The organism is Mucilaginibacter sp., from assembly GCF_039207105.1.
Lineage (GTDB): Bacteria > Bacteroidota > Bacteroidia > Sphingobacteriales > Sphingobacteriaceae > Mucilaginibacter.
Genome location: NZ_JBCECK010000017.1, coordinates 19,853 through 42,767, shown reverse-complemented (window position 1 = coordinate 42,767; position 22,915 = coordinate 19,853). Strand labels below are relative to the sequence as shown.

The 22,915-nt window shown below is 39.9% G+C and carries 26 protein-coding genes; 10 read left to right on the top strand and 16 right to left on the bottom strand.

The window, feature by feature from the left end; all coding sequences use genetic code 11:
* Positions 1-83 precede the first annotated feature (83 nt).
* Positions 84-371 carry a hypothetical protein gene (locus tag AAGC65_RS05760; protein ID WP_343111465.1) on the top strand — a complete coding sequence of 96 codons (288 nt, stop codon included), beginning with the start codon at positions 84-86 and terminating at the stop codon, positions 369-371.
* On the opposite strand, the gene AAGC65_RS05755 is transcribed toward AAGC65_RS05760, so the two are convergent.
* Together AAGC65_RS05755 and AAGC65_RS05750 are read right to left on the bottom strand one after the other, a co-directional pair.
* A complete protein-coding gene (locus AAGC65_RS05755) occupies positions 360-968 on the bottom strand; it encodes a nitrilase-related carbon-nitrogen hydrolase (RefSeq protein ID WP_343111464.1) in 609 nt (202 codons plus the stop codon). The two genes, AAGC65_RS05760 and AAGC65_RS05755, sit on opposite strands and share 12 nt — an antisense overlap.
* 14 nt (positions 969-982) lie before the next feature.
* Positions 983-1,321, bottom strand: coding sequence for a nitrilase-related carbon-nitrogen hydrolase (locus tag AAGC65_RS05750; RefSeq protein WP_343111463.1), 339 nt, complete (start codon positions 1,319-1,321; stop codon positions 983-985).
* 271 nt (positions 1,322-1,592) lie between these two features.
* On the opposite strand from AAGC65_RS05750, the gene AAGC65_RS05745 reads away from it, so the two are divergent.
* Positions 1,593-2,174, top strand: a complete 582-nt coding sequence (locus AAGC65_RS05745) for a hypothetical protein (protein WP_343111462.1) — start codon at positions 1,593-1,595, stop codon at positions 2,172-2,174.
* Between the two features lie 408 nt (positions 2,175-2,582).
* On the opposite strand, the gene AAGC65_RS05740 is transcribed toward AAGC65_RS05745, so the two are convergent.
* Entirely contained in the window at positions 2,583-2,882 is a 300-nt protein-coding gene (locus AAGC65_RS05740; RefSeq protein ID WP_343111461.1) for a hypothetical protein, read from the bottom strand.
* A gap of 11 nt (positions 2,883-2,893) precedes the next feature.
* Entirely contained in the window at positions 2,894-3,148 is a 255-nt protein-coding gene (locus tag AAGC65_RS05735) for a hypothetical protein (RefSeq protein ID WP_343111460.1), read from the bottom strand.
* A 346-nt stretch (positions 3,149-3,494) separates the two neighbouring features.
* Between AAGC65_RS05735 and AAGC65_RS05730 the strand changes: the two genes are divergently transcribed.
* Both AAGC65_RS05730 and AAGC65_RS05725 read left to right on the top strand, forming a co-directional pair.
* On the top strand, positions 3,495-3,788 hold the full coding sequence (locus tag AAGC65_RS05730; RefSeq protein WP_343111459.1) for a hypothetical protein: 294 nt from the start codon (positions 3,495-3,497) through the stop codon (positions 3,786-3,788).
* Positions 3,789-3,790: 2 nt separating this feature from the next.
* A complete protein-coding gene (locus AAGC65_RS05725; protein ID WP_343111458.1) occupies positions 3,791-3,964 on the top strand; it encodes a hypothetical protein in 174 nt (57 codons plus the stop codon).
* 86 nt (positions 3,965-4,050) lie between these two features.
* On the opposite strand, the gene AAGC65_RS05720 is transcribed toward AAGC65_RS05725, so the two are convergent.
* The 7 genes from AAGC65_RS05720 to AAGC65_RS05690 all read right to left on the bottom strand — a co-directional run bounded on the left by AAGC65_RS05720 (position 4,051) and on the right by AAGC65_RS05690 (position 12,586).
* On the bottom strand, positions 4,051-5,346 hold the full coding sequence (locus AAGC65_RS05720) for a di-heme oxidoredictase family protein (protein ID WP_343111457.1): 1,296 nt from the start codon (positions 5,344-5,346) through the stop codon (positions 4,051-4,053).
* 114 nt (positions 5,347-5,460) lie between these two features.
* The gene (locus AAGC65_RS05715) at positions 5,461-6,525 is read right to left on the bottom strand and encodes an imelysin family protein (RefSeq protein ID WP_343111456.1); all 1,065 of its coding nucleotides are present in this window, start codon (positions 6,523-6,525) and stop codon (positions 5,461-5,463) included.
* An 11-nt stretch (positions 6,526-6,536) separates the two neighbouring features.
* Entirely contained in the window at positions 6,537-6,965 is a 429-nt protein-coding gene (locus AAGC65_RS05710) for a Rieske (2Fe-2S) protein (RefSeq protein ID WP_343111455.1), read from the bottom strand.
* A gap of 4 nt (positions 6,966-6,969) precedes the next feature.
* The gene (locus tag AAGC65_RS05705) at positions 6,970-8,196 is read right to left on the bottom strand and encodes a hypothetical protein (RefSeq protein ID WP_343111454.1); all 1,227 of its coding nucleotides are present in this window, start codon (positions 8,194-8,196) and stop codon (positions 6,970-6,972) included.
* A 518-nt stretch (positions 8,197-8,714) separates the two neighbouring features.
* Entirely contained in the window at positions 8,715-8,954 is a 240-nt protein-coding gene (locus AAGC65_RS05700; RefSeq protein ID WP_343111453.1) for a hypothetical protein, read from the bottom strand.
* A gap of 149 nt (positions 8,955-9,103) precedes the next feature.
* On the bottom strand, positions 9,104-10,399 hold the full coding sequence (locus AAGC65_RS05695) for a secretion protein HlyD (RefSeq protein WP_343111452.1): 1,296 nt from the start codon (positions 10,397-10,399) through the stop codon (positions 9,104-9,106).
* Positions 10,400-10,408: 9 nt separating this feature from the next.
* Complete coding sequence (locus AAGC65_RS05690; protein WP_343111451.1) at positions 10,409-12,586, bottom strand: peptidase domain-containing ABC transporter; 2,178 nt, start codon at positions 12,584-12,586, stop codon at positions 10,409-10,411.
* Positions 12,587-12,789: 203 nt separating this feature from the next.
* On the opposite strand from AAGC65_RS05690, the gene AAGC65_RS05685 reads away from it, so the two are divergent.
* The 3 genes from AAGC65_RS05685 to AAGC65_RS05675 are packed head-to-tail and all read left to right on the top strand — an operon-like array spanning position 12,790 to position 15,476.
* Positions 12,790-13,884, top strand: coding sequence for a glycosyltransferase family A protein (locus tag AAGC65_RS05685; RefSeq protein WP_343111450.1), 1,095 nt, complete (start codon positions 12,790-12,792; stop codon positions 13,882-13,884).
* A complete protein-coding gene (locus AAGC65_RS05680) occupies positions 13,884-14,753 on the top strand; it encodes a hypothetical protein (protein WP_343111449.1) in 870 nt (289 codons plus the stop codon). Before AAGC65_RS05685 ends, AAGC65_RS05680 begins: the two co-directional genes overlap by 1 nt.
* A 12-nt stretch (positions 14,754-14,765) precedes the next feature.
* Positions 14,766-15,476, top strand: a complete 711-nt coding sequence (locus tag AAGC65_RS05675) for a glycosyltransferase (RefSeq protein ID WP_343111448.1) — start codon at positions 14,766-14,768, stop codon at positions 15,474-15,476.
* Positions 15,477-15,497: 21 nt separating this feature from the next.
* Here AAGC65_RS05675 and AAGC65_RS05670 read toward each other — a convergent pair whose 3' ends face one another.
* From AAGC65_RS05670 to AAGC65_RS05660, 4 genes are all read right to left on the bottom strand, one after another.
* The gene (locus AAGC65_RS05670; protein ID WP_343111447.1) at positions 15,498-17,084 is read right to left on the bottom strand and encodes a vitamin K epoxide reductase family protein; all 1,587 of its coding nucleotides are present in this window, start codon (positions 17,082-17,084) and stop codon (positions 15,498-15,500) included.
* A gap of 95 nt (positions 17,085-17,179) precedes the next feature.
* The gene (locus AAGC65_RS26170; RefSeq protein ID WP_407940660.1) at positions 17,180-17,371 is read right to left on the bottom strand and encodes a TIGR04149 family rSAM-modified RiPP; all 192 of its coding nucleotides are present in this window, start codon (positions 17,369-17,371) and stop codon (positions 17,180-17,182) included.
* A gap of 508 nt (positions 17,372-17,879) precedes the next feature.
* Positions 17,880-18,077 carry a hypothetical protein gene (locus AAGC65_RS05665; protein ID WP_343111446.1) on the bottom strand — a complete coding sequence of 66 codons (198 nt, stop codon included), beginning with the start codon at positions 18,075-18,077 and terminating at the stop codon, positions 17,880-17,882.
* A 701-nt stretch (positions 18,078-18,778) separates the two neighbouring features.
* Positions 18,779-18,970 (bottom strand): hypothetical protein, encoded by a 192-nt coding sequence (locus AAGC65_RS05660; RefSeq protein ID WP_343111445.1) that lies wholly within the window; start codon positions 18,968-18,970, stop codon positions 18,779-18,781.
* Positions 18,971-19,621: 651 nt separating this feature from the next.
* On the opposite strand from AAGC65_RS05660, the gene AAGC65_RS05655 reads away from it, so the two are divergent.
* The 3 genes from AAGC65_RS05655 to AAGC65_RS05645 all read left to right on the top strand — a co-directional run bounded on the left by AAGC65_RS05655 (position 19,622) and on the right by AAGC65_RS05645 (position 21,216).
* On the top strand, positions 19,622-19,816 hold the full coding sequence (locus tag AAGC65_RS05655; protein ID WP_343111444.1) for a hypothetical protein: 195 nt from the start codon (positions 19,622-19,624) through the stop codon (positions 19,814-19,816).
* Positions 19,813-20,301, top strand: a complete 489-nt coding sequence (locus AAGC65_RS05650; RefSeq protein ID WP_343111443.1) for a hypothetical protein — start codon at positions 19,813-19,815, stop codon at positions 20,299-20,301. The genes AAGC65_RS05655 and AAGC65_RS05650 overlap by 4 nt, the downstream gene beginning before the upstream one ends.
* 483 nt (positions 20,302-20,784) lie before the next feature.
* A complete protein-coding gene (locus AAGC65_RS05645; RefSeq protein WP_343111442.1) occupies positions 20,785-21,216 on the top strand; it encodes a hypothetical protein in 432 nt (143 codons plus the stop codon).
* Between the two features lie 344 nt (positions 21,217-21,560).
* Here AAGC65_RS05645 and AAGC65_RS05640 read toward each other — a convergent pair whose 3' ends face one another.
* Complete coding sequence (locus tag AAGC65_RS05640) at positions 21,561-22,910, bottom strand: SDR family oxidoreductase (protein ID WP_343111441.1); 1,350 nt, start codon at positions 22,908-22,910, stop codon at positions 21,561-21,563.
* Positions 22,911-22,915 lie beyond the last annotated feature (5 nt).

Below are 22,915 nucleotides of genomic sequence, written 5' to 3'. Positions count from 1 at the left end.
AATTTAGATATTATTTTGAGAATAGGTCAAGTTCATGGCAGTTTTTCTATTATGGGCAGCGGGCTGATTAATAACTAACAGATATGCCCAGGTTAACGGAAGCCCCGCCGCCTTTATTGACAAGCCATTTCAGCAATGATGTTGGTACCGAGAGACAACCCTACAAGAAAAATAATTATGATCCGACTATCTGGAACAGTCACGCGGGACGTGCTATCGGACACAAAACCGAAATTAGGGCCCTTAACAATTATCTGAACAGTTTGCAGACCAAACTTCGAAACGCACATCAGGAATTAATCGATGCCAACCAGCAGGTAACAACCGAAAAACCCATTCCATCAATTTCAAATCTATCATCACTTGCTTAACCACGCGACCTTTTGTTCGCTTTGGTGGGATTTCGCTATGATATCGCCATACAGCTCAGGCTTACGGGCCTGGATATAACGATAGCCGCCTGCAAGCGTAAGCTTATCAGGACTTACTTCAGCGATGGCTATTTCATTATCCAGCGACCTGCACTCTGCTATGACATCTCCATAAGGGTCAATCACCATTGCACAGCCGTTTTTCAACTGGTCGTGATCCATGCCAATCGGGTTCGAAAATATAGCGTAGATCGCGTTATCATAGGCCCGGGCTGGCAACCATTTCATTAGCCAGCTACGGCCTTTTAAGCTGTCAAATTCAGCCCGCAACTGTTCGCTGTTAGCCTCCTTGTCCAGCCATAACTTCGCGTCAACAAAGCCTGCGCCAGGCCTGGTTGATGGGGTACACATCGTTACATGTGGCATAAAAATAATATCGGCCCCCAGGAGTTTAGTCGCTCTTACATTCTCAATAATGTTATTGTCGTAACAAATAAGGATACCGCACTTCCAACCCCGCAATTCGAAAACCGTATAACTGTTTCCGGGCGTCAAATGTGGATTGATAAAGGGATGGAGCTTGCGATGCTTAGCCACCAGGCCATCGCCATCTACGCAAACGTAGGCTTAAAAAGATTTTCATCGGCATCCTTCTCAAACAATCCGGCAAGTATGACAATGTTAAATTCATGGGCATAAGCTGTTAGTACATGTAGACTCGGTCCATCCGGAATCAGCTCCGCCAATTCCAGCATTTGTGGCTTATCCAGGTGTCGGGCAAAAGTATAGCCGGTAACAGAGCATTCATGAAAAGCGATAACATCCGCTCCTTCTTGGGCGGCCTGCGCTGTCAGCTTTTTAATGACCGAAAGGTTATATGCCTTATCTCCGCTCTTGTTTTCAAATTGTGCTGTAGCTATTTTCAGATTTTTCATGAATTGCTCTTTCATTTTTTTCCAATTTCGAATATACCTAATTCTATGTTATTATAGACAGTCACGCTGTCTATAAAAGCATTATTCATCTCCGCAAGTCAGTGATAACGATTTATTTGAAGATGAAGCAAGCTTGCTGGTCTAACCAGTGTAAATATTTTATTATCAATAACTTGCGGTGTATTAAACAGAAATTAAATTTCTTAGTAAAACATTTTATTTCTAATGGCATAGCTATTGTTAATGATGGTTTAATTATATCTATCAACCTTTAAATTAAAGTACTATGAAAAAATTTACATTGTTATTTACCTTCGTATTGATGGGCATCATGTTTCAAGCGCATGCCCAAATTCAAAAAGGAAATGTTTTGATGGGCGGCGATATCGGTAACCTATCTCTGGGTCTAAATAGTCCAAGTACTTTTACAGCTGACATTACGCCTAAGGCGGCCTGGTTTATCAAGGATAATGTCGCATTGGGAGCCTATGGACGTTTCGGTATCTCCACTGAAAAAGGCACCGGATCAGATGTACGTTACGGCATCGGCGCATTGGGCCGCTATTATACCGGATCGGACGTGGAAGTGCTAAAACACGGCCGGATCTTCGCTGAAGCGAATGCAGGTATTGGCGGTCAGAATCTCCGCGGACCTGGCGGGTCCACCAACGGGCTGGAATTAGGCGTTGGCCCTGGTTTTGCGTATTTTGTTACGCCAAGCATTGGCTTAGAGGCGCTTTTGAAATATAATGGAATTGTTGGATTTGGCAGCTCTGCTTACCAACATAGTTTGACGCTCAATTTCGGCTTTCAGGTATATCTTCCCGGGCAAAGCACTGCTAACAAAGTGAAAAGTGATGTGAAATAGTACGCTTTGCCGATAAAAGACTGACCAGAGATTAATGTTTGAATAACCGAATTCGCAAAGTAAATGGTTATTCAAACATTGATTTGACTATTTCATCTCTCAAATGAAATTCCTGACTATATCCATCCTATTGCAAACATCTAACCGAAAAATATTTTAAAATCCGCTCTTTTATCAACAAAGCATGTCCCTGTGGCAAACCAAACAAAGCTGATATTGGATGATGGATATGTGATCTAAGAAGTCAAAGCATATCGACAAAAATATTCCAAAACTTACAGCAGCTGATATCTCACGGATTTATAAGAAATCATAGCAACCACGCACCGAATTGCGCACCGCGTGTTTAATAGGCCTTGGAGCTTTTAATGAAAGAGGTCGAAGGTGAACGAATTTGACGAACAGGGTTCATGAAAATGTTTCTTTTTCTTGGTTGCCACTTTCCTCCATATTGATTTTACTATTTCTGATCTCCAATTCCTCAACGGTTAGCTTACCAATATGCATGTCTACAAACGAAGCCCTTTTAACAGATAAGCGACCAAGATAAAACGCTCCGATCGCGACCGACCCAATCGCGATGCATCCAAGCGCAAAGGCTCCTGTTACAGCCCCTCCTATCGCTCTGGCCCCCAAAGCGTAAGCGCCTGTAGATTTTGCACTTTTCATTTGCTTATTAATGTTTTTTATTCCCATTATCTTGTCCAAGTTATTTCGATTTACTTTGCTAAAGTACCGCAGATCAAAACGGATCTGCTCAAGATACGGCACCAGTTGCTGAATACTTTCAAAGGCCCTCCAGGCAGGATCTTATTGGCCAGCAGATCATAACAGAGCTCGCCATAGAACTTGCTAATACTATATAACTGAACGAACAGGCCGTTTTCTTCCCGGTCTGCCAGGAAGTTACCCTGCAGTATAACTACTGCTTTTTCAGGTTCGTTTAAGTTATGGTATTCTTCAATCGTTAGCATAACACTAATTTAAGTAATTAGTCTGTTCTGCAATGCCCCGCATCAAATAAATGATTGACTTACAGAAAGGAGATCGTACAGCAAATACCAACGGGGATAATGCGGTGGCCGTCGGTAGAACTTACCTCAACAACGAACTAATTGAACCATCCTACCTATTAACTTTAGGAAGATACTTGTTCTGGAAAAAAGTCAATTTATCAGCTATAACCTGAATGAAACCGTATAAGACATCTTGAATGTTACACATCTTTCAGGATCTATGAATGATCAGGCAAAATATACCGGCTGCGTTCTTATAAGCCCTTGTTAATAAAATACTAAAAATATTAGTATTTTATTATATTTGACCAAACTTTTAATCATGCAGTTAACCGTAAAAATATACCTGCGGGGCGAGGCTAAGATATGGCTTAACCGGCGCAACGGTGCCAGTGAAGTCATTCGTATTATCCCCGCATACGCGCCTGCCGGTCATCAGTCTTATGAATTATATACCGCTTATGACCAAACAGGCGAAAACCTCGGCCGGATTTTATTTGATGCACAAGGCTATTGGATCTATGACGGAAGCGACTTGGGAATCACAGAACAAGAACAGGTTGCCGCATTTATCATTAGTTATGTCGAGAGAGTATAATTATGGAACAACTGGCTCTGTTTGCGCATGCCGGACAGACCAAAGGTTTACCGGAAGATTTCCTGGCATATTCCCCAGGCTTGTGCAATCAGCAGGAAAGCGATCTTTTACTGCAAAAATTTACTGCGGAGCCCCCTGGAACCAAACTGTACAAAAGCTGTATGATAAAGAGGTAATTATGCCAGGACTAACTGCTTGGTACGGTGATCCTGGTACAGATTATTTGGGTTAACTCAATCTAAAAGATTGTCTGCAAATTTGACTATAAGGAGTTGAGGTAGGCAATAATAGCATCCCGTTCTGTTCTGCTGAAATTACTAACCTTATTTTTAGCGGCTAAAGCTTCTCCCCCGTGCCACATGATCGCTTCCATCAGATTACGGGCGCGGCCGTCATGTAAAAAATTGGTATGTCCGTTCACCTTTTGGGTAAGTCCTATGCCCCAAAGAGGAGCAGTACGCCATTCGCTGCCGGTTGCTTTGAAATCCGGACGATTATCTGCCAGACCGGGTCCCATATCATGTAACAATAAATCGGTGAACGGATGGATCAATTGGTTGCTGAGTGAAGGAAAGCTGACATCGACCGCCGTACGCATGTCCGGTTTATGGCATTTATCGCAACCTGCCCGGAGAAAAAGTGCTTTCCCGTTAACAACATTTGGGTCAGTGAGATTGCGCCGGGCCGGCACCGCCAGGGTGCGTACATAAAACTGCGTGTTATAAAGCAGGCTGTCCGTCAATTCATAGGTCTTGCTGCTGGGTGCGCTGTCAAACTGTGTCTGCCCCTGGCTGCTTTCCAAAGGAAATAACATTGTTGTAATTCCTATATCGCCATTATATGCCGCGGCAGTTTGTTGAAGCAGATTCGGTTGATTGGCTTTCCAACCGAAACGTCCCAAAACACTTTTTTGATGTAATACATCCCAAACATAATTAGGTTTCCCGCTAATACCGTCACCGTCCTTATCGTCAGGATCAGCATTGGCTAATATGCTTTGTTCACGGATTGCTTCCAATAAGCCAAGACCGAAAACAGGAGCGGCAACACGTGGCGATAGCAGTACATTACCTGGCATAGCTGTATATAAACTGATAAAAGCATAGTCTGGCGTTCTTAATGAGTAACTAACACCATCAGCAAACTGGTAGGCTTGTTCCGTATAAACTATCTTAACATCGCCTTCGGCGGTAACCCCGACTAAGGCACGTGTCTGTAATTGATCGCCATACCCAGGAACGGGTACCGGTCCGCCATGCGAGCCTTCTCCTGGGAGACTTAGCCTGAAAAGCATGTTAGCCGCGGATTCGCCGATGCCCGGGACCTTTCCGCGCCCATCAGAAACATGGCAGGATCCGCAGGAAACGTTATTAAATATCGGCCCCAGGCCTGGGTTCAGGGGCGCGGGGGCCGATACGAATGTAGAATTAAACTCCTTGTCGCCGATCTCATGTACACGCACGAGGTTGGCAGCCATACCAGAAAAAGCGTGCGAGTACGCTCCGCTGCCCTCATCGAATGCGGTCTCTGCACCTCCGTTCAAAATCTCTTCATTCAAGTTATTCTGACCGGCATTGACCCCGGCTTTGCGACAAGCCAGTTGCAGACCTGTCAGCAGGGTTAAGACGATTAAAATGGCGACAGTTGTTTTTCTCATTATAGACCTAAGCTATTATTTGACATATTGGATGACATATGGCTTCAGCTTATCGTTAAGCACCGTAGCCAGATCATTAACCTTGATCATCGCGTTTTGCACCAGGCTTTGCTGGGTAGTTATAGCTACACCGAAGGGAACTGTAATGGCTTTTAGAGCTGCTACAGCAGCGGCATGTTTACTCTTGATTTCTGTATCCAGCGAAAGGTTGTTTGTGCGCACCAAATCTTCAAGCCCTTTACCATCTTTGATAAAACGCCCCTGATAAATGTCCAGTACGCCATTGATATTATTGGTAAAATCAATGATCGAATTTTTGGCAAAAGGACTTTCTTCCAGATTCGGATCCTGCGCGTCAAACGGCTCTTTCATTTTGCCGTTGGCAACCTCATCACATATACCATTCATCGCATCGACGATCTGAACGTACGCCGCCTGTTGCGTAGTAAATTCTGTTGAACCCTTTCCGGCATTAGCGAGTTGATGCTGGTAACCGCCGGTGGTCCATACGTCGCGTACTTCCTTAGCCAGAGTGAGCAGGTTTTGAGTGAGGCCAAGTAAATATTCTTTTTCCCGCGCGGTGAATTGCCCGGCGGTTTTGTTGCCATCCTTGCCCCAAAGTATGTATTCTACCGGGTGAAATCCTTTTAAGGATTCATCAAGGCTATTGATATAGGCTTCATTCAGGGTATTGCTACTTTTCAATACATTGTCAAGGGCATTGAAATCAACCGGCCAGGTATCGATACGCGGATCGATGTTGTTGGCTTCGATAGGACCAAACAACCAGCCTTCGGTTTGTTCCCAGGTTGTGCGGATGGCCTTCCATTTGTCGCGTGCAGCAGCAAGATTGGCATCCGTGGTCGTGGTATTCAATGTGGTTACCGAAGACAGTAAATCCTGTGTTTTAGCATACATATCCTCATACGAGGCAGTACATACGTTTGCTGCAGTTTCTGTTAAAATTTCGGTCTTCAGGTCAGACGTATCGGTTGGGTTATTATTACTTTTTGAGCACGACAGACCCAGCAGGGTCAAAGGTAGCGCCACTAAGGCCACTTTGGTAATTGATCTGTTCATAGAATTCAGTTTTAGCTTATGTTGATAATAATTTGATTACTTACCATTTCCACAGGAAACGACTTTAACGGATGGAGTGCCGGTTCCTTAATAACATTCCCTTTTAAATCAAATGCACTCCCATGTGCACTGCAAAAAATCTTATTGGATACGGGGGTAAGTCCAACCCCTTCATGCGTACATCTCAGATAAAGCGCATGATAACCTTCGGGATCTTTCACCAAAAGGATATCATATTCCAATTGCTTGGTCCGGACTACCAATAAATTGCCTTTACCGGCAACAAAGCTATTAGGGTCAACTATAAGCTGACCGCTATGACCAGCTGTTGATTTGATCATTGGCAAAGGGCTTGCACATGACGTCAATAAGGATGCACCCGCCGCCGTAAGCACACAGGCTGTACAACCAGAAATAATAAAATCGCGTCTGCTGATCATTCTTTTAAAAGTTATAGGCTACGCCAAGGTTAATAAATCCATCATTCTTAAAATATGGAACCTGTTGCGGGAACGGGGTTACAACCAGGGCCTGATTAAAATCTCCCGTAATCCGGCGTACATAATCTCCTTTGATAGATACGCCCCTGATTGGTTTATAGGTGAATCCCCCAACCAGATAATGCTTTTCATTCGCTTTATTTTCTATCCCGTTGGATGGAACTTTTGCATTGAGATTAAGGTACTCATACCGGCCAAAGACAATAAATGATTTTGTACCATGATTAGCAGGATACAGAAGATCGTAGCCTACCTCGGCATAGCCGCCGTACATTTTTTGCGGTGTATTGTTGGCAAATGCCCGATTGATGGCGTCTGCATTTTTTATGTTGATGATCGTGGCAATGGCCCGTATCCCAATGCCTGATTTGTTGTATTGCCCATCTATCTCCCCTATGGTTACCGGGTTACCAAATGCGCCGGAGTTGAGCTGCAGACTATCAGCCACGCGCTGTTCCTTAGCCGTTGATCCCCCGATATATCCTGATGCCTGAAATCTGAAATCAGCTATATAGTATAGCAAAGCTGCATTTAAGCCAAGATTCAGGCCGTTTGCTGCCTGCCCCAGCTGCCGCCCGTCGCCGATACCATTATTTCCGTTAAACCCTTCCGAATTAAGCCCATTAGTAACCGCAACGCTGTAATTAAGCCCTTGAATCTGCCTGAACTGTCCGTATAAACCGACGCCTACCTCGCGCCAGGTTGTGGGTATGATCTGCTCTTCCAAAAAGGGGCGGTCTACACCATTAAATGTCGTCGGCAGGTGATTTTCGTTGATAATACCTATACGGGGAACAAAAAGGCCCGCTACCAAATAGGTATTGGGATTTAGGTTGAACTTAAGAAAGGCCTGTTCCATCGCGATCTCACCTTTGGAAGAAGAGCTGCCGTTAGCGACCAGTGCGTCTTCGACTTCAAGTTCTGTAAAAAGCGAAATTTTGTTGCTCAGCTTGTGACCGACGAAAAGTACGACACGCTTAAGACTTGCTTCCGCACTCTTCCGCTTGGTATCAATTCCATATTTTGCCTCCCCGTAACCAGAAATCACAGTGGCCTGCTGTTTGTAAATAAGGCCGGCAGCGAGGGAATCTTCCTGTGTCACTACCTGGGCCGACAATTTAATGGCGAATAACGTTAAAAAAAATGCTAATAAGGTTATTTTGAGCTTCATGCGATTTATAAAACGACGAAGATATAATCTTATTTAGATTAATTAAAATTAAGAACGCTTTATTTTTAAAAAGCAAAAAATAAAAAATATTTACGCGTCAAAGCAATTTTGTCCAGATTTTCTACAGAATTATATCTTTTAAATACAATTCGTATAACTTTTATTTTTTGCATGTTTATTTATGGCATTTTTGTATGGAAAGCAGCCAGTTTAAATCAAGCAAGGTGGTCATGGTATTTAGAAACGCTCTTGGAGTGCCTAACCGGCCTGTTTATACTGACCTCGGCTGCTTTATTCCAAACGACAAAAAATTAGGATTTGGGAATACCTTGAGACGAAGCTAATGGTGATCCCAATATTTGCACAAGGATACGTTTTCGATAAGGGTGTTCGCAACGCCAATAATACAATTACACCATCCCCACCAAGGTTTGAACTTACATCAGTATAAATAGAAGGTTTCCAATTATTCATGATCAACAGGTTGCCGGCACGATCGATATTGGTGGAGGTGAGTCTCATAAACGGCTCATAACATTTTCCGGTGCCTTTGGTATCTTTTTAGGGCTCGTTTGGTGGTCATGTAGTTGCTGGCCGTTAATCAGTTTCACATCGTCGCCACAGGTAGGTAAGGTCATTATTCTGACGCTGTCAGCATCATTGTCATTTATAACGGTTACACCCCAGGGGGCCCACCATGTCAAGTGTTTTGCAGCGGGAACAGGGTTAAAATCAAATGATTGGTTAAAAACCTCCAAAGTTTATAATCTAATTAACATCACTGCTATTCGCGCACCCCAAACTCTTCACAGGGTTAGCCAATGCCGCCCTTACTGCCTTGTGCTCTACGCTTGGCCAGGTAACGATCACTGATGCCTATATTGCCATGATAAATATAAATCAAAGATCATTGTGACCCCATGGCCCTAATTATATTTCGTGTAAGCCGCTGCAAAAGCGTTGCGTCTTCTGTTACAATATCAGCATCGGCAACCATGCCTTGTTTTAAGGATATTGTTTTCTTCATATCTGATTTTTTGTTTTCAAAACTTACCTTTGATATAAAAACGCTATCCTTATAAGGCACATCGGAGATATAAGTTATACGGCCTTTTAATATCCCGTATTCCTCAAATCTGTAGCTCCTTAATTTGATTAACACCTGCTGTCCTTGTTTAACTTTCCCCAAATTATCCTGCGGTATATTCATCTCACCAAAATACTTTTCATTACCATTATTGATATAAAAAACATCTGTTGAAGGAGATACCATCTGGTTCTTTTGTATGTTTCCTGCAAAGGTCACCCTCCCATTTTCAGATGCGCTTAATACATATTTGTTTTTCCAATCCTCAGCCTGGCTTATCAAACTATTTAGAGCCTGCCCAAATTTTGTCTTTTCTTCTACAACCTGGTTATCAAGTTCTAATATCTCCTTTTGTTTTGCTAACAGATTGGTTTTAGCCGTAATAAGCGCGGCATCTGTCTGTATCAACGGCGATTTTTTAGAAAGGTATTTACTTTCCTGCTGCCTGAGCTCTGCAGGTGTTTCTACTTTTTGCTCGGCCAGTTTACTATGAACTTTATAATCTTCTTCTGCTAATGTGACGTCGCGCTGCTGCAACACGCGCTCATTATTCAGCTGAGCGGTTTGCTGATTTAAACTATTGATGTCATTTACCAGATAGCTTCGCTTTTTTACCAGAAACCCCCTTTGTACAGTAGTATTATATGCAAGAAATGATTGACTAAAGGTTTCAAATGCAGTTTGTAATTCACCGAGTTGGTCATAACGTTGGTCTGTGAAAAAATCGGCAAAAGCCACCTTTTCGTTTGTAAATTGCTGTTGAAGTCGTTTTAAAGAGGTTAATAACTTTAGCACCTGTTCATGGCTTGCCGTACTTTCAAGGTAGGCTAATGGCTGATCGATACTAACTATCTCATTGTTATCTACAAGAAGTTTATCCAACCGTACTGTTATTTTAGGAACAATAGGTTTTGCTATATTCGGCGATGTGATAATAAGTTTGGTCTTAATTATCTCAGGATATTTTATTAAAGCAGATAAACTTAATATCAGTACTAAGGCACAAAAAAACACGGTGGTGCCCCAGCGCAATACCCAAGAAGGTACAGCTGTGATAATATCCTGTATATCGTCGCTATGACGGCCAGAGTTTTCTATTTCAGTGATATGTGGCATAAATATTTATCAGGTGCCTAATTCAAGTTGATTTTTTACAAGTTCATAATATTTCCCCCTAAGTGCGGTAAGTTGCTGATGGTTACCCTGCTCAATAACTGCACCGTTATCCAGCAAAATAATGTTATCGGCATTGCTTACCGTACTTAAGCGGTGCGCTACCACCACCACTGTACGTCCGCTAAAAAATGCTTTCATATTATTCATGATCACGCGTTCATTATTTGCATCAAGCGCGTTTGTGGCTTCGTCAAAAAAAATATACTTCGGATTTTTATAAACGGCGCGGGCAATTAAAAGCCGCTGGCGCTGGCCCTGGCTTATACCGTTACCCTCGGCACCTATTTTTGTTTTTAATCCGAGCGGTAAGCCCTCTATCAGATCCTGAATGTTTGCTACGTTTATAGCGTGGGTAAGCCTGGTCTTATCCGGATAATCGTCGCCCACAGCAATGTTACGTTCTATGGTATCTGAGAAAATGAAGCCATCCTGCATTACAACGCCGCAGGCATTGCGCCAGCGTTTAAAACTTATATTGTTTAGCTGCTGTCCACCCACTTTTATTTGGCCGGTATCGGGCTCGTAAAACCGCAATAGCAGCTTTAGTATGGTTGTTTTACCACTACCACTCATACCAACAATGGCCGTGGTTTTACCTTGCGGAATCTCCAGGTCTATATCCTGTAAAACAGGTTTATTCCCTGCTCCGGGATACCTGAAAGTAACATTATTTAGCCTGATGCTTAGGTTTTGCGGCAAATCGTGATTAAATTCTTTTTCTACCGGTTCTTCATCAGCCATTTCATGTATCTCACTCAATCGTTCGAGGCTTATTCGTGCATCCTGAAAGTTTTGGATGAACGACAAGAATTGTTGCACCGGGCTATTAAGCTGGCCTATGATGTATTGTACGGCCATCATAGCACCAAGTGTAAGCTGTCCGTCAATAACAGCCTTAGCACTTAAGAAAGTAATCAGCAGGTTAGTTGATTCATTAATAAATGTAGAGCCACCTTGTTGATATTGACTTAAGGCGAGATTTTTAACATTAAACTTAAATAAACGGGCTTGCAGGTGCTCCCATTCCCATCGCTTTTGTTGCTCACAGTTATTCAGTTTTATCTCCTGCATACCACTAACCAGTTGCACAACACTGCTTTGGTTTTTGGCCAATATTTCAAAGCTTTTGTAATTAATATTGCGCCTCCGTTTTAAGAAAGCCATTATCCATCCCACATACAGCACGCTGCTAAACAAGTAAACAAAAAATATTATAGCATTATAATAGGCCAATACCACCGAAAATACAACCAGGTTAAATATGGAGAACAATGTGGAAAGCGTTGACCCGGTAAGAAAACTCTCTATGCGCTTCTGATCATTCATCCGCTGCATAATATCGCCCGTCATTTTGGTATCAAAGAAACTGATGGGCAGTTTCATTAGCTTTATCAGGAAATCGGTGAGTATAGATATGTTTACCCGGGTGCTAATATGAAGTAATATCCACGAGCGTATAAACTCTACGCTTACCCTGCCTATGATCAGCATGGCCTGTGCAATAATAACAATGTATATAAAGTTGAGATTGCGTGTGTTAATACCAATATCTACCACAGATTGCGTAAGAAAAGGAGTTATAAGCTGAAGCAAGCTTCCAATGCCTAATCCGAAAAAGAGTTGCACAATCAGCTGTTTATAAGCAACCAGGTAGCGCAATAAAAAATTCCAGGTTACTGAGTGGTTTCTCTCATCTTCCTGCTCATAAAAATAAGGCGTTGGGGCAAGAAGTAATGCAATCCCATCATTTGTATCTGTATCGGAAACCCAGTTTTGGATAAAATCTGCATCGCTTAAAGTAACAAGTCCACTACCGGGATCGGCTATATAATAACGGTTATTTTTTATTTTGTACAACACTACAAAATGGTTTTGCCGCCAATGCAGTATGCAGGGCAACTCCACCTCTTTGAGGTCTGTTAAATTCAGCTTGGCACCTAATGACCGGAAGCCGATCTTTTCAGCAGCTTCACTGATGTCCAAAAGTGAGACGCCTTCGCGATTGATCTCGCAAAGCTGCCGCAGCGTTTGTATCTTAAAGTTACGACCAAAGTGCTTTGCCACCATGCGCAGGCTGGTTGGGCCACAGTCCATATAATCATGTTGTTTGTAGAAAGGGAACGACATTGGTATATATATTAAAACCCTACAAGTTAAACAATTGAAGGCTTTTTTTAGATTTTATATATTTATTATATAAAATATGTTTTCTCATCCTGCATTTTATAATATAACTATTGTGATTAGAACACGATTTTACAAGATTTAATACCAAAAAGGTTAATTAATTGTATATTGAGAAGCCTTTAATATTTACCTATATTTTCTTTATGAGTTATAAATTTTCCTTTTGTACGGTTTCGATGAACCGGCTTCACCATTTAAAGGAAACCTTTATCCGGAACATTGAAGACAATGTGGATTATGACAATATTGAACACATTTTGTTGGATTACAATTCCAGCGACGGAATGGAAAAATGGGTAAAGGATCATTGTGCGACCTACATCGAAGACAAAAAGGTTGTATACTACAGAACTGCTGCCCCACAAAATTTTCATCGTTCACATTCAAAAAACATGCTGCTAAGGCTTGCCGAGGGGGATGTGGTTTGTTTTATTGATGCCGATAATTTTACAGGAAAGGGTTATGCTAATTATATTAATACAATTTTAAAAAACAATCAGGATGCCTTTGTAAGCACTATTGGCAAAAGGGTAACAAACAACGCGACAGATGTATTAGGAAGAGCCTGCTGCAAAAGGTCAGACCTATTGAAAATAGAGGGATACGATGAATCAATGGCTGATTATGGGATGGAGGATGTGGATTTGGCAAACCGATTAGAGATTTTAGGAAAAAAAAGGATTTTGCTTAAAAAGCCTGAATATTTGAACGCCATTAGTCATTTCAATGATGAAAGAACAGTATATCAAAGTAATAATTTACAGTTCAGGTTATATGTACATTACATCAACCCCTCTGTAAGTGAGCTTCTTTATATGTATGATAATAATACTTTTTCTGTTGGAATGGTTACAGATAACGCTACTCTTCACTCAGGTAAAAAGTTGAATCTGTTTAAAAATCTTTCTTGCGAACTTATGGACAGAAACTGGGTAAACGGGAATTGGCGTTTATCTGACAATACAATCTGCCTTACCGATGAAGTATCCGGAAAATCAATGGGTAATTTAACCTATGAAGATTCGGTTTTGAAAGTCATTAATATTAATGATAAATGTTTTTATCTGATTACCAATCCCGAAGTTGCAAGTAGAGCCCAACATTCATTCTCTATTTTAAGAAATAGATACAAGACCAGGCAAAACCAGTTGCAAAAAATAATTGCGACCAACGATGGGAATTTTGGCAGGGGAAAGGTTTTTAAAAATTTTGACTATACTCATCCAACAATATTGTAATGACACCTATCAATTACGTTAAAAGAACCGATTTACTTTATGTATCGTTATTTTATCCAAGAGATGCATGGCATAAGCTTATAAAACGTGCGGTCATTCCTTTTTTAAATTTATCTTCTGAAAGGTATGGCATACATTATATTTGCCATTTTAATACTTACAGAGGGGATGCTATTAACTTTACCATCCAGGTAAAGCATAATAAAAATGATTTTGTGTTATTTTTCCATGAATATTTTCAGCAGTATCTAAATGATAATCCAGCATCTTCTGGTCGGGATCAGGAGGAGTTCGAGTCTGTTTTTATGGATTTTCCAATCAATAGCATACGTTATGGTTTACACGATTTCCCTTTTAACGGCCGCAGAAGATTTGACCTGAATAAGTTATTCGTATTACAAGAAACATCAACAATATTTCTTGACGCTTTAAGTAAAGGTGGAGATACGTTTGATGTAACAGCGCTGGCGCTTAACATATACAGTAATTGCCGGATATTTTATGAAACGTTAAACAACAAGGCGGGCCAGCAATTAAATGGACAGGGAATAGATACCCAATTGCAGGACTTGCTGGATACTCAATATGACGAAAATATAGAATTGGTTGAGCAGGTTATCATGAACAACTATAATATTATTTATAAGAAAAAAGCGCCAAGGAATCATGGTTGGTTAACCAGGTGGTCTGATTTAAGTAAAAAACTTATAGAAAACAGACCTTCTTTATCATCGGGTTTTTCAAAAAGCTCATTCAAAGAGTTTATTGCCTATTCCAAAAAGCAGTTGGGATTGGCTCAGGACGAGGAGGTATTGATCCAGTATTTTGTAAATAAGGCAATTAGCGAATCCATATATACAAACCATTAAAAGTAAATCAATATGTATGAACCTGTGATCCCCAAAGTACTTCATCAAACCTGGAAAAGCACTGATGTTCCGGAACATTTTGCTATGCTTACTGAAACATGGAAGGAGCATCATCCTGATTGGGAGTATAATTTATGGACTGATAAAACTAACAGAGAGTTCATCGGGGATTATTGGCCGGGTTTTATTGCCCAATATGATAGTTACACCAATAATATTCAGCGCGTAGATGCAGTTCGGTATCTTATCTTACTAAAGTTTGGAGGGGTTTATGTTGATATAGATTTTGAATGTTTAATGAATATTGAACCTTTACTGCAAGGAAAGGAATGCGTATTTGGCCTTGAGCCTAAAGAACATGCCCAACGTTTTTCAAAAGATAAGATCATTTGCAATGCTTTTATGGCCAGTATTCCCGGGCACGATTTCTTTGCCAAAATTTACGAAAATTTAAGTGGTGTTAAGCTGAAAGATCAAAATACCGTATTAGATATTTTAGAATCAACAGGTCCTTTTTTATTATCAAAAGCTTATGAAGAATATGAGCAAAAACAATTGATCACACTTCTTCCGCCTGAACTGATCTATCCGCTGACTATTGAGGATAGCCGGATGGTAATGGCGGGTGATGTAACTGCTGCAATTGAAGAAAAAATAATGAACAGTTATGCTGTTCATTATTTCTGGGGTAACTGGTGGGAATCTATTGGGATAAAAGATTAATTAATAAGTTATAGTCAGCGTCTATATTAAATATTTAAGATCCTCAATCTGATAGCCATGCGGAAGTCTTCTTCCGTTTATAAATATTGTAGGTGTAGCAACAATGTTTGTTCTGTCACACCAGTTGCTTTGATTATCAAGTATTTCCTGTGTTGAATCTAAATCTGCACCAGGAAAGGACCTTGTTAATGCATTATACTTATCCCCTCTCGTATGGTACCAGTGCTTGATAGGCAAAGCCATATTTTCGACAGTATTTGATAACCCTAAAAAATATTTCACTGCTTTACGTTCAGGGTCTATTACTATGTCGCCTTCGCTAAATACCACTTGCAGGGTAACATTATCTTTTACACTAATAAGTTCATCCAATGTTACATGAGCTTTTTTACAAGCTGCACAGTAAGGATTTGAAACCATTGTGATCACCTTTTCCAAGCTACTATTCCCCAAAATTATCGAGTCTTTACGATCCAGAAGTCTGTATTGTGCTTGATTGCTAAGCCGGTATTCAAAAAGATCTCTTTGGTATTTAAAAGTTACCAGGTCATTCTTAACCGATACCAGCTCATTTGCCTTTAAAGCCAGTGGTTTAATAAAAATCCACAATAAAGAAGGTAAAACAAAACAGATGATCAGCGTACTCACATCTGCCATTGTTATCAGTTGTAGTTGTGACAGCGATTTTTGAACAGGTAAAAATACAAAAAACTCGAGCCAGAATATAGCTTGTATGCTGCAACAAAATGGGCACCAGACTTTAGCAATTTTCCACTGATAATAAATTGAATAAAAGGTGTAGGGGAGGCATAAGAGGTTAAAAAGAGCTAATGAGCTCATGATCACAGGAGAAGTTGAATTGAATATCAGCAACAAAAAAGTACCCGTAAAGTAACAAAAACCAACTTCAGACCAACTGATCCCCTTGATTAAATTAGCGGCAGGAGAGGAAAGGATTGTATTACAATTAGACTTTTTGCCAATTTTACATAACCGGGAGATAAGCGGGTCGTTTGAATCAACACTTTGAATCAGAAGGAGTATGGAAATAATAACACCGGCAGCTTTAAGTAATGTAAGTATAGCAACCGGAGCTGTAATACTTTTTAAATAGGAGAGCTGTATGTTTAGGGATAATAATAAAAGCAGTAGAGCCACAGTTATTACGAATGGGACCCTGTACTGATTTATTAACTCTTGCCTTTTCTTTTCCTTGTAATCTTGTAAGCCGGCACCTTCTGTTTTTTCGGCAATGAGAATAGTTGAGTTAAACAGTGATTTAAATGTGGCTCTCGGCATTTTATACTTGTTCCACTTGTCATTACTTAAAGTAACAAACCTCTCATCAACTTCATTTACTACCGCAAATTCCCCATCATTTTGATCCAGAAAGACAATGAATGGAACAGGGATATCATCTAACGTATCTTCCTGAATTTTAAAGGCTTCGTGTGCTACATTCCAATATTCTAAAACCTCACTTATGGCAAATAAACTGTTACTATCGGGATGCCTTTCAAGTTCCTGAATAACTGAACTTTTGGTTATTGGAATTTTTAGATACTGTAAATATTTAAAAAGGGTTACAGAAATATTATCATTTATCATATAATTCACTAAAAATTTCAATAAACTATTTTATAACGTAAACAAACATAAGCATGTTAGGTACCTCCCAGGTACCTAACATGTTTCTACTGATACTACCAGCAAACGCTATAGGGCTGGCCCCCATACATAAGACATGAGCTGGGTACGCAAGGGCCACTGATACATGATGATCCTGAGGAGCATTGATTATAACAATCGCTCCTTGAACCACCCTTCACCTGTTTCATTTCTTCCTTTTTTAACACTTGTTTAATTCCGGTTAATTTTAAACTCAGTTTTTTCATAAATTTAGTAAATTTTGGTGCCTCATTTATTCGGGTTAAGCTTTCCCTACCCTGTTTGTTAAAGCCAGGGAACTTTACTGTTCGCGAAACAATTTTAGGTTCTCCAATATTTCAATCCCTTTAAATCGGGCACATATCAGAAATAAATCTTCTCTTGCAGGAAAAAATCATTTGCGTCTCGAACGCCTCTTGCCAACACAAATAGGTTGCGAAGAGTGTATTATGATAGTGTTATTTAGATTTAACTACTGGTTGATTAAAGTTATATAAAAAGTAATCAAAAATCAGATATTTAATATTTTAACTGGCCGAATTAAATAGTTTTCATATATCACAGATGATGGAACCTACTGTGAATAGGATGGCTGTAAATTGAGGCGAGATTGAAATTTTATTATCGGAGTTTTTAAGTATTGAAAAATAATTCATTATAAAGATTTCAATAAACTCCTTGCAAGTAAAAACTAAAGTTATGTTAGGTATCTGACCGATACCTAACATTTTTTTACTATCCGCAGATCAGGTAGGGTTGGCCTCCATTATGGGTGCATGAGGAGCCGGGATAGCAAGTACCGGAACCACAGCCTATCGAAAGCTGGCATTCATCCAGACAACTTGATAGTGAACCGCCGCCCTTGATCTGTTTCATTTCTTCCTTTTGTAACACCGCTTTAATTCCGGTTAATTTCAAACTCAGTTTTTTCATAAAATGGTTAATGTTGGGCCTCATTTATTCGGGTTAAGCTCTCCCTACCCCGTTTATCAAAGCCAGGGCACTTTACTGTTCGCGAAACAATGCTGTATCTCCGATGTTTTGTGGATTGAATTTTTGGTTATTGAAGTTTTTAGGTAGTTATTATTAAAGAGCTATCAAAATTCTGGGGAACTTTCAATGAGTTGCCTTAAATTAAAAAACTAAAAGTATATTAGGTATCTATCAGATACCTAATATACTTTTACTAAATGCAAACCATGTAAGGCTGGCCCCCACTATGGGAGCATGAAGAGGCTACGCAACTACCTGGCCCCCCAAAACATCCACTAAGGAAGCATGCATCTATACAATCGCCTGGTCCCCCGCCTTTGATCTGCTTCATTTCTTCTTTTTTTAAAACCTGTTTAATTCCGGTTAATTTCAAACTCAGTTTTTTCATAAATTGGTTAATGTTGAGCCTCATTTATTCGGGTTAAGCTCTCCCTACCCTGTTTATCAAAGCCAGGGCACTTTACTGTTCGCGAAACAATGCTTTATTCTCCAATATCTTGGAAATTGAACTTTTAGGTTATTGAAGTTTTTAGGTAGTTATTAATTGGTTGTCAAAATTCTATGGAACTTTCAATGAGTTATCTCAACTCAAAAGACTAAAAATATGTTAGGTATTTAACCGATACCTAACATATTTTTTACTAACCGCAAACCATGTAGGGTACGCCATTATGGTAGCAGGAAGAGGGTTGGCAAGAACCTGCCCCCCAGCATGATCCAAAGCTGCTGCATTCATCTATACAATCGCCTAATCCTCCGCCTTTAATCTTTTTCATTTCTTCCTTTTTTAACACTTGTTTAATTCCGGTTAATTTCAAACTCAGTTTTTTCATAACGTTGGTTAATGTTGGGCCTCATTTATTCGGGTTAAGCTATCCCCACCCTGTTTATCAAAGCCAGGGCACTTTATTGTTCGTGAAACAATTTTGTATTCTCCAACACGTCAGCCTATTCAAAGCAGGTACATATTGGCAATAAATTTTCTACAGGAAAAAGAGTTACAGCTCGGATAGCTACTTGTTAAAACAGGCAGATTACGAGGAGATTAGTATAGTTTAGATTTAATTATTGGGTAATTAAAGGTATATAAAAAATAATCAAATGCAAAAATCAGATATTCAATATTTTAGATGTAGTTATTTAAATAGTTTTAATATACCACAGATGATGGAACCTATTGTAAATATTTAGATAGGAAAGCTGTATGTTGAGGCATAATATCAAATTACAAGTTCCCACAATATTGAACCCCTGGTTATCGGAGTTTTTAGGTTATTATTTAAAAGAGTTATCGAAAATTATAATTCACTAAAAATTTCAACAAGCTACATTACAAAGTAAAAACTATAAAGACATGTTAGGTATCTATTGGAGATTATGATGAAGGAGACCACACCATTTCGGCGCAAGCTACTTTTCAATAATCGAGGAGTAATACAAATTTCAGCGGTACTCTTTTAGAAGCATTACAAAAAGACCCAGGAATGGCTAAATTTAAGGCAGTTCTATTTAAATATTTGGCAGCTCATCCTCAATTGACACCTCAAGAAAATCGTAATACCGACTATAACTTTTTTAGCTTTGGTGGTGGAATAATATATCACGGAATTGGTAGAGGCAGCATGGATATGGTTACTCATTCAAATTGGTCAGAAACAATTCAAGGGTCTGAAAAATGAAAAAAATACTTTGTCTACTCATTATGGTTTTTTCCTTATTTGCATGTGATCAAAAAAGAGGAGGCAATTCACATATTGATAAATTTTACACGAATAAGGGGGGATTTGATTTATCGCGATTTCCTCTCCTTAAGCCGTATGAAATTTCAGCTGTAATACCAGGGCACGATTGGATAATTACATCGATAGATACAAGTGAAGTTCTTGGACCTATACCTGGTACAAAGTTTATTAATGTAGTTGATTCAGTGATTTTTGTTCAAAGTAATAATACAATATTAGATGGGCAGCCAATAAAAAAGGCCTGGTTTGTAATTATTCCTAAGCATCACCTACTGCGTGGATTTAAATCTCGACAAGAATATTTAAATTTCCTTTCTTCAATGCACGTAAATGATCCTAAAATGTTTGACGTAGAAGAGGTTTTTCAAGTTTTTGATAACAAGGATACTTTGGATTGGCAAGAACTTAACAGGAGATATTAACATAGGGTTTCACCCCCTAAAACGAGCTGGGTAACTAAACAAAGAGGTTGGGTGCCACTTGCCAACTAGTATGCATTCGGGCGAAATGTTGAAGATTGAATAATGGACCGATAACGAGAAGTCAAAAAAAGGTACGGTTAGCACCAGGTAATTAAGGATGTGTCTGGCCGCGGTGAACTCTAACGGTGGCCAGACGCAGGCGATGCGGCAACCGTGCTCTTAGGAACGGTATCATAGACTACATAAGCTAAACAAATCATAAACGAGTTAAACGGAGGGAAAAACTCGATTACAATAAAAACAGTAGATGGACAGACACGATATGATTTAGATGGGGCCGCACATGGTGGTCTTCCTACTCCTCATAAACAAATGTAGGAATAGGTACGTTAACGGGATTCTTAAAAGTATAACATGAGAGAGTAAAAAGGCCCAGCCATTAACGTAAGCTGAAATCAGCGTAATAAGAAAGTTTTTAAGAAAATGAGAGAGATAGTTTTAGATAATCCTCAATTGTTTCAAAATTTGATTGAGTTGAAAGATTATGACTTATACATTGATTTGCATAATGACTATTATTGTTGTTTAATAGAATATTCAAATATCCTTCAAACGATAAAAATTAATTTTAATCGGTCGAGTATATTAAATGACATTGGAAGCGTTGTTATAATATTTAGTGGTGCTGAAATTGCAAAAATAGATTTTCTCTTAGATAGCTCTATTCAAATGAAACTTACGCTTGACACACTTTATCGCGGAAGATTCGAAATTGACAGTGAATTATATGAATACAGGGACAAAAATAAAGCATATTATTATATAGATTTTTACGAAGAGAATCATTCTATGGAAATATTTGCCGAGGCACTGAGAATAATAGTCTATGATAATAATGAACTCCGTTGTCCATAGGGTTTAACTCTCTGCTGGTGCGTAGTACATTGAAAATCATGTAAAGTATTGTAAGTCAATTGGGTTTTGATCGTGTTCGATTCCCTATGGGCTACGAAGCCGCTTTAGGAAACTAAAGCGGCTTTTTTGTTTTCGGGCCTGCCGCAGAAGTTTAAAACTTCGACATAAAATGCAGAGGTTATTAATCACTTTTATTTTAAAATATTAAGACACCAACAATCACAAACCTGCTATGAAAGGGTTCGAAAACGGTTGCCTAAGTGTTTTAATAGTACAGTGCAAACACGGATTGGAAGACACACGGTACTCATGAGCAATATTATTATCGATAAAATTTCGGGATACTACCAAGCGGCAGGTTTATAATCTTTCAGTAATATGCCAAACAAAGTTTTGTTGCCTGCAAGCACGTCAGTTATTGGCTGGATGATGCGCATGGCGCCATCAAGCGGATCAAGCGGAGGTATTTTTAACCGCTCAAATTGCAAGGCGCGTTTACTTTCTACTGCTCCGGTTGATATCCAGCCTACATCCACCCCTGTCATATAAATACCGTCTTTTATAAAATCGGGCGCTGTGGTGCGGGTTAGCATATTAAGCGCGGCCTTTGTCATATTGGTGTGAGGATGAAAAATAGTTTTATATGGATAGTTAAACTGTCCTTCAGACGATGTTACATTGATCACAAAGCGCTCCGCATGCGGGCTGTTAATCATCAGTGATTTTAGCCCGGCAATCATCCGGTAGGGTGAAATTTGATTAATTAGGTTAACTTCCAGCAGTTCTTCCAGGCCGATCTCTGTAAGTGTAGAGTTCCAACTGTTCTGGTCACGATGATCTACCGGCTGGCCAAAGCGGTTTATTTGTAACTCGAGCCCTTCTGGCATTGGTAGGTTATTTTGCAGAGCAGTTACAGGTGTTTGATTGGCGGTTATCTGTGGTGCCGGATTCTGTAATAATAATTGATGTTCACGGGCAATTAGTGGCTGGTAATAATCTGCCGTGTATTTTATGGTTTGCGCTGCATTGTTAACCAGTATGTCTAAATGAGTAAAATGAGCTTTACAAAAAACGATAAAATGATCTACCGCCTGCAAGTTCCGCAAATCAAGACCGTAAACAGTAATGGCGTTTTGCCAGGTTATGTAATCAGGCTCTTTTTGCAGTTGTTCTAACGCCAGTGCGGGGAAACGCGTAGTTAGCAATACCTTAGCGCCAGAACGCAGAAACTGAAGCGCAGTAGCATAGCCTACTTTTACACGACCGCCCGTAACCACTACGTTATAGCCCTCAAAATTGTGCTGCTTAAAGCGGTGTTCATAATTTAAAGCAGCACATGCCGGGCAAAGCCGATGATAAAAAAAATGTAATTGAGTGTACCCTGCGTTACAGCTGTAACAAAAGCGTGTATTAAATAGTAGTGCAGGCTCTGGGTTGTGGCTGGTTGTAAAAGCAAATTCAGTTGTTTGGTTGCTGGCATTGCTCACCACAGCTGTGTTTTTAACCAACAGGTTATCGTGCTCACGCCTTTGCAAGGTGTTAACTTTTTTCTTTTGCTTTTTAGCCTGGCGATGAATATCGGTGACCAGTGTTTTGAGACGGTCATTATCGGGATTCTCAAAAGGATCGGATCTGAGCGTTTCCAATACTTTCATGCAGGTTTCCCACTCTTCAAGACTAAATTTGTAACTCATCTTAA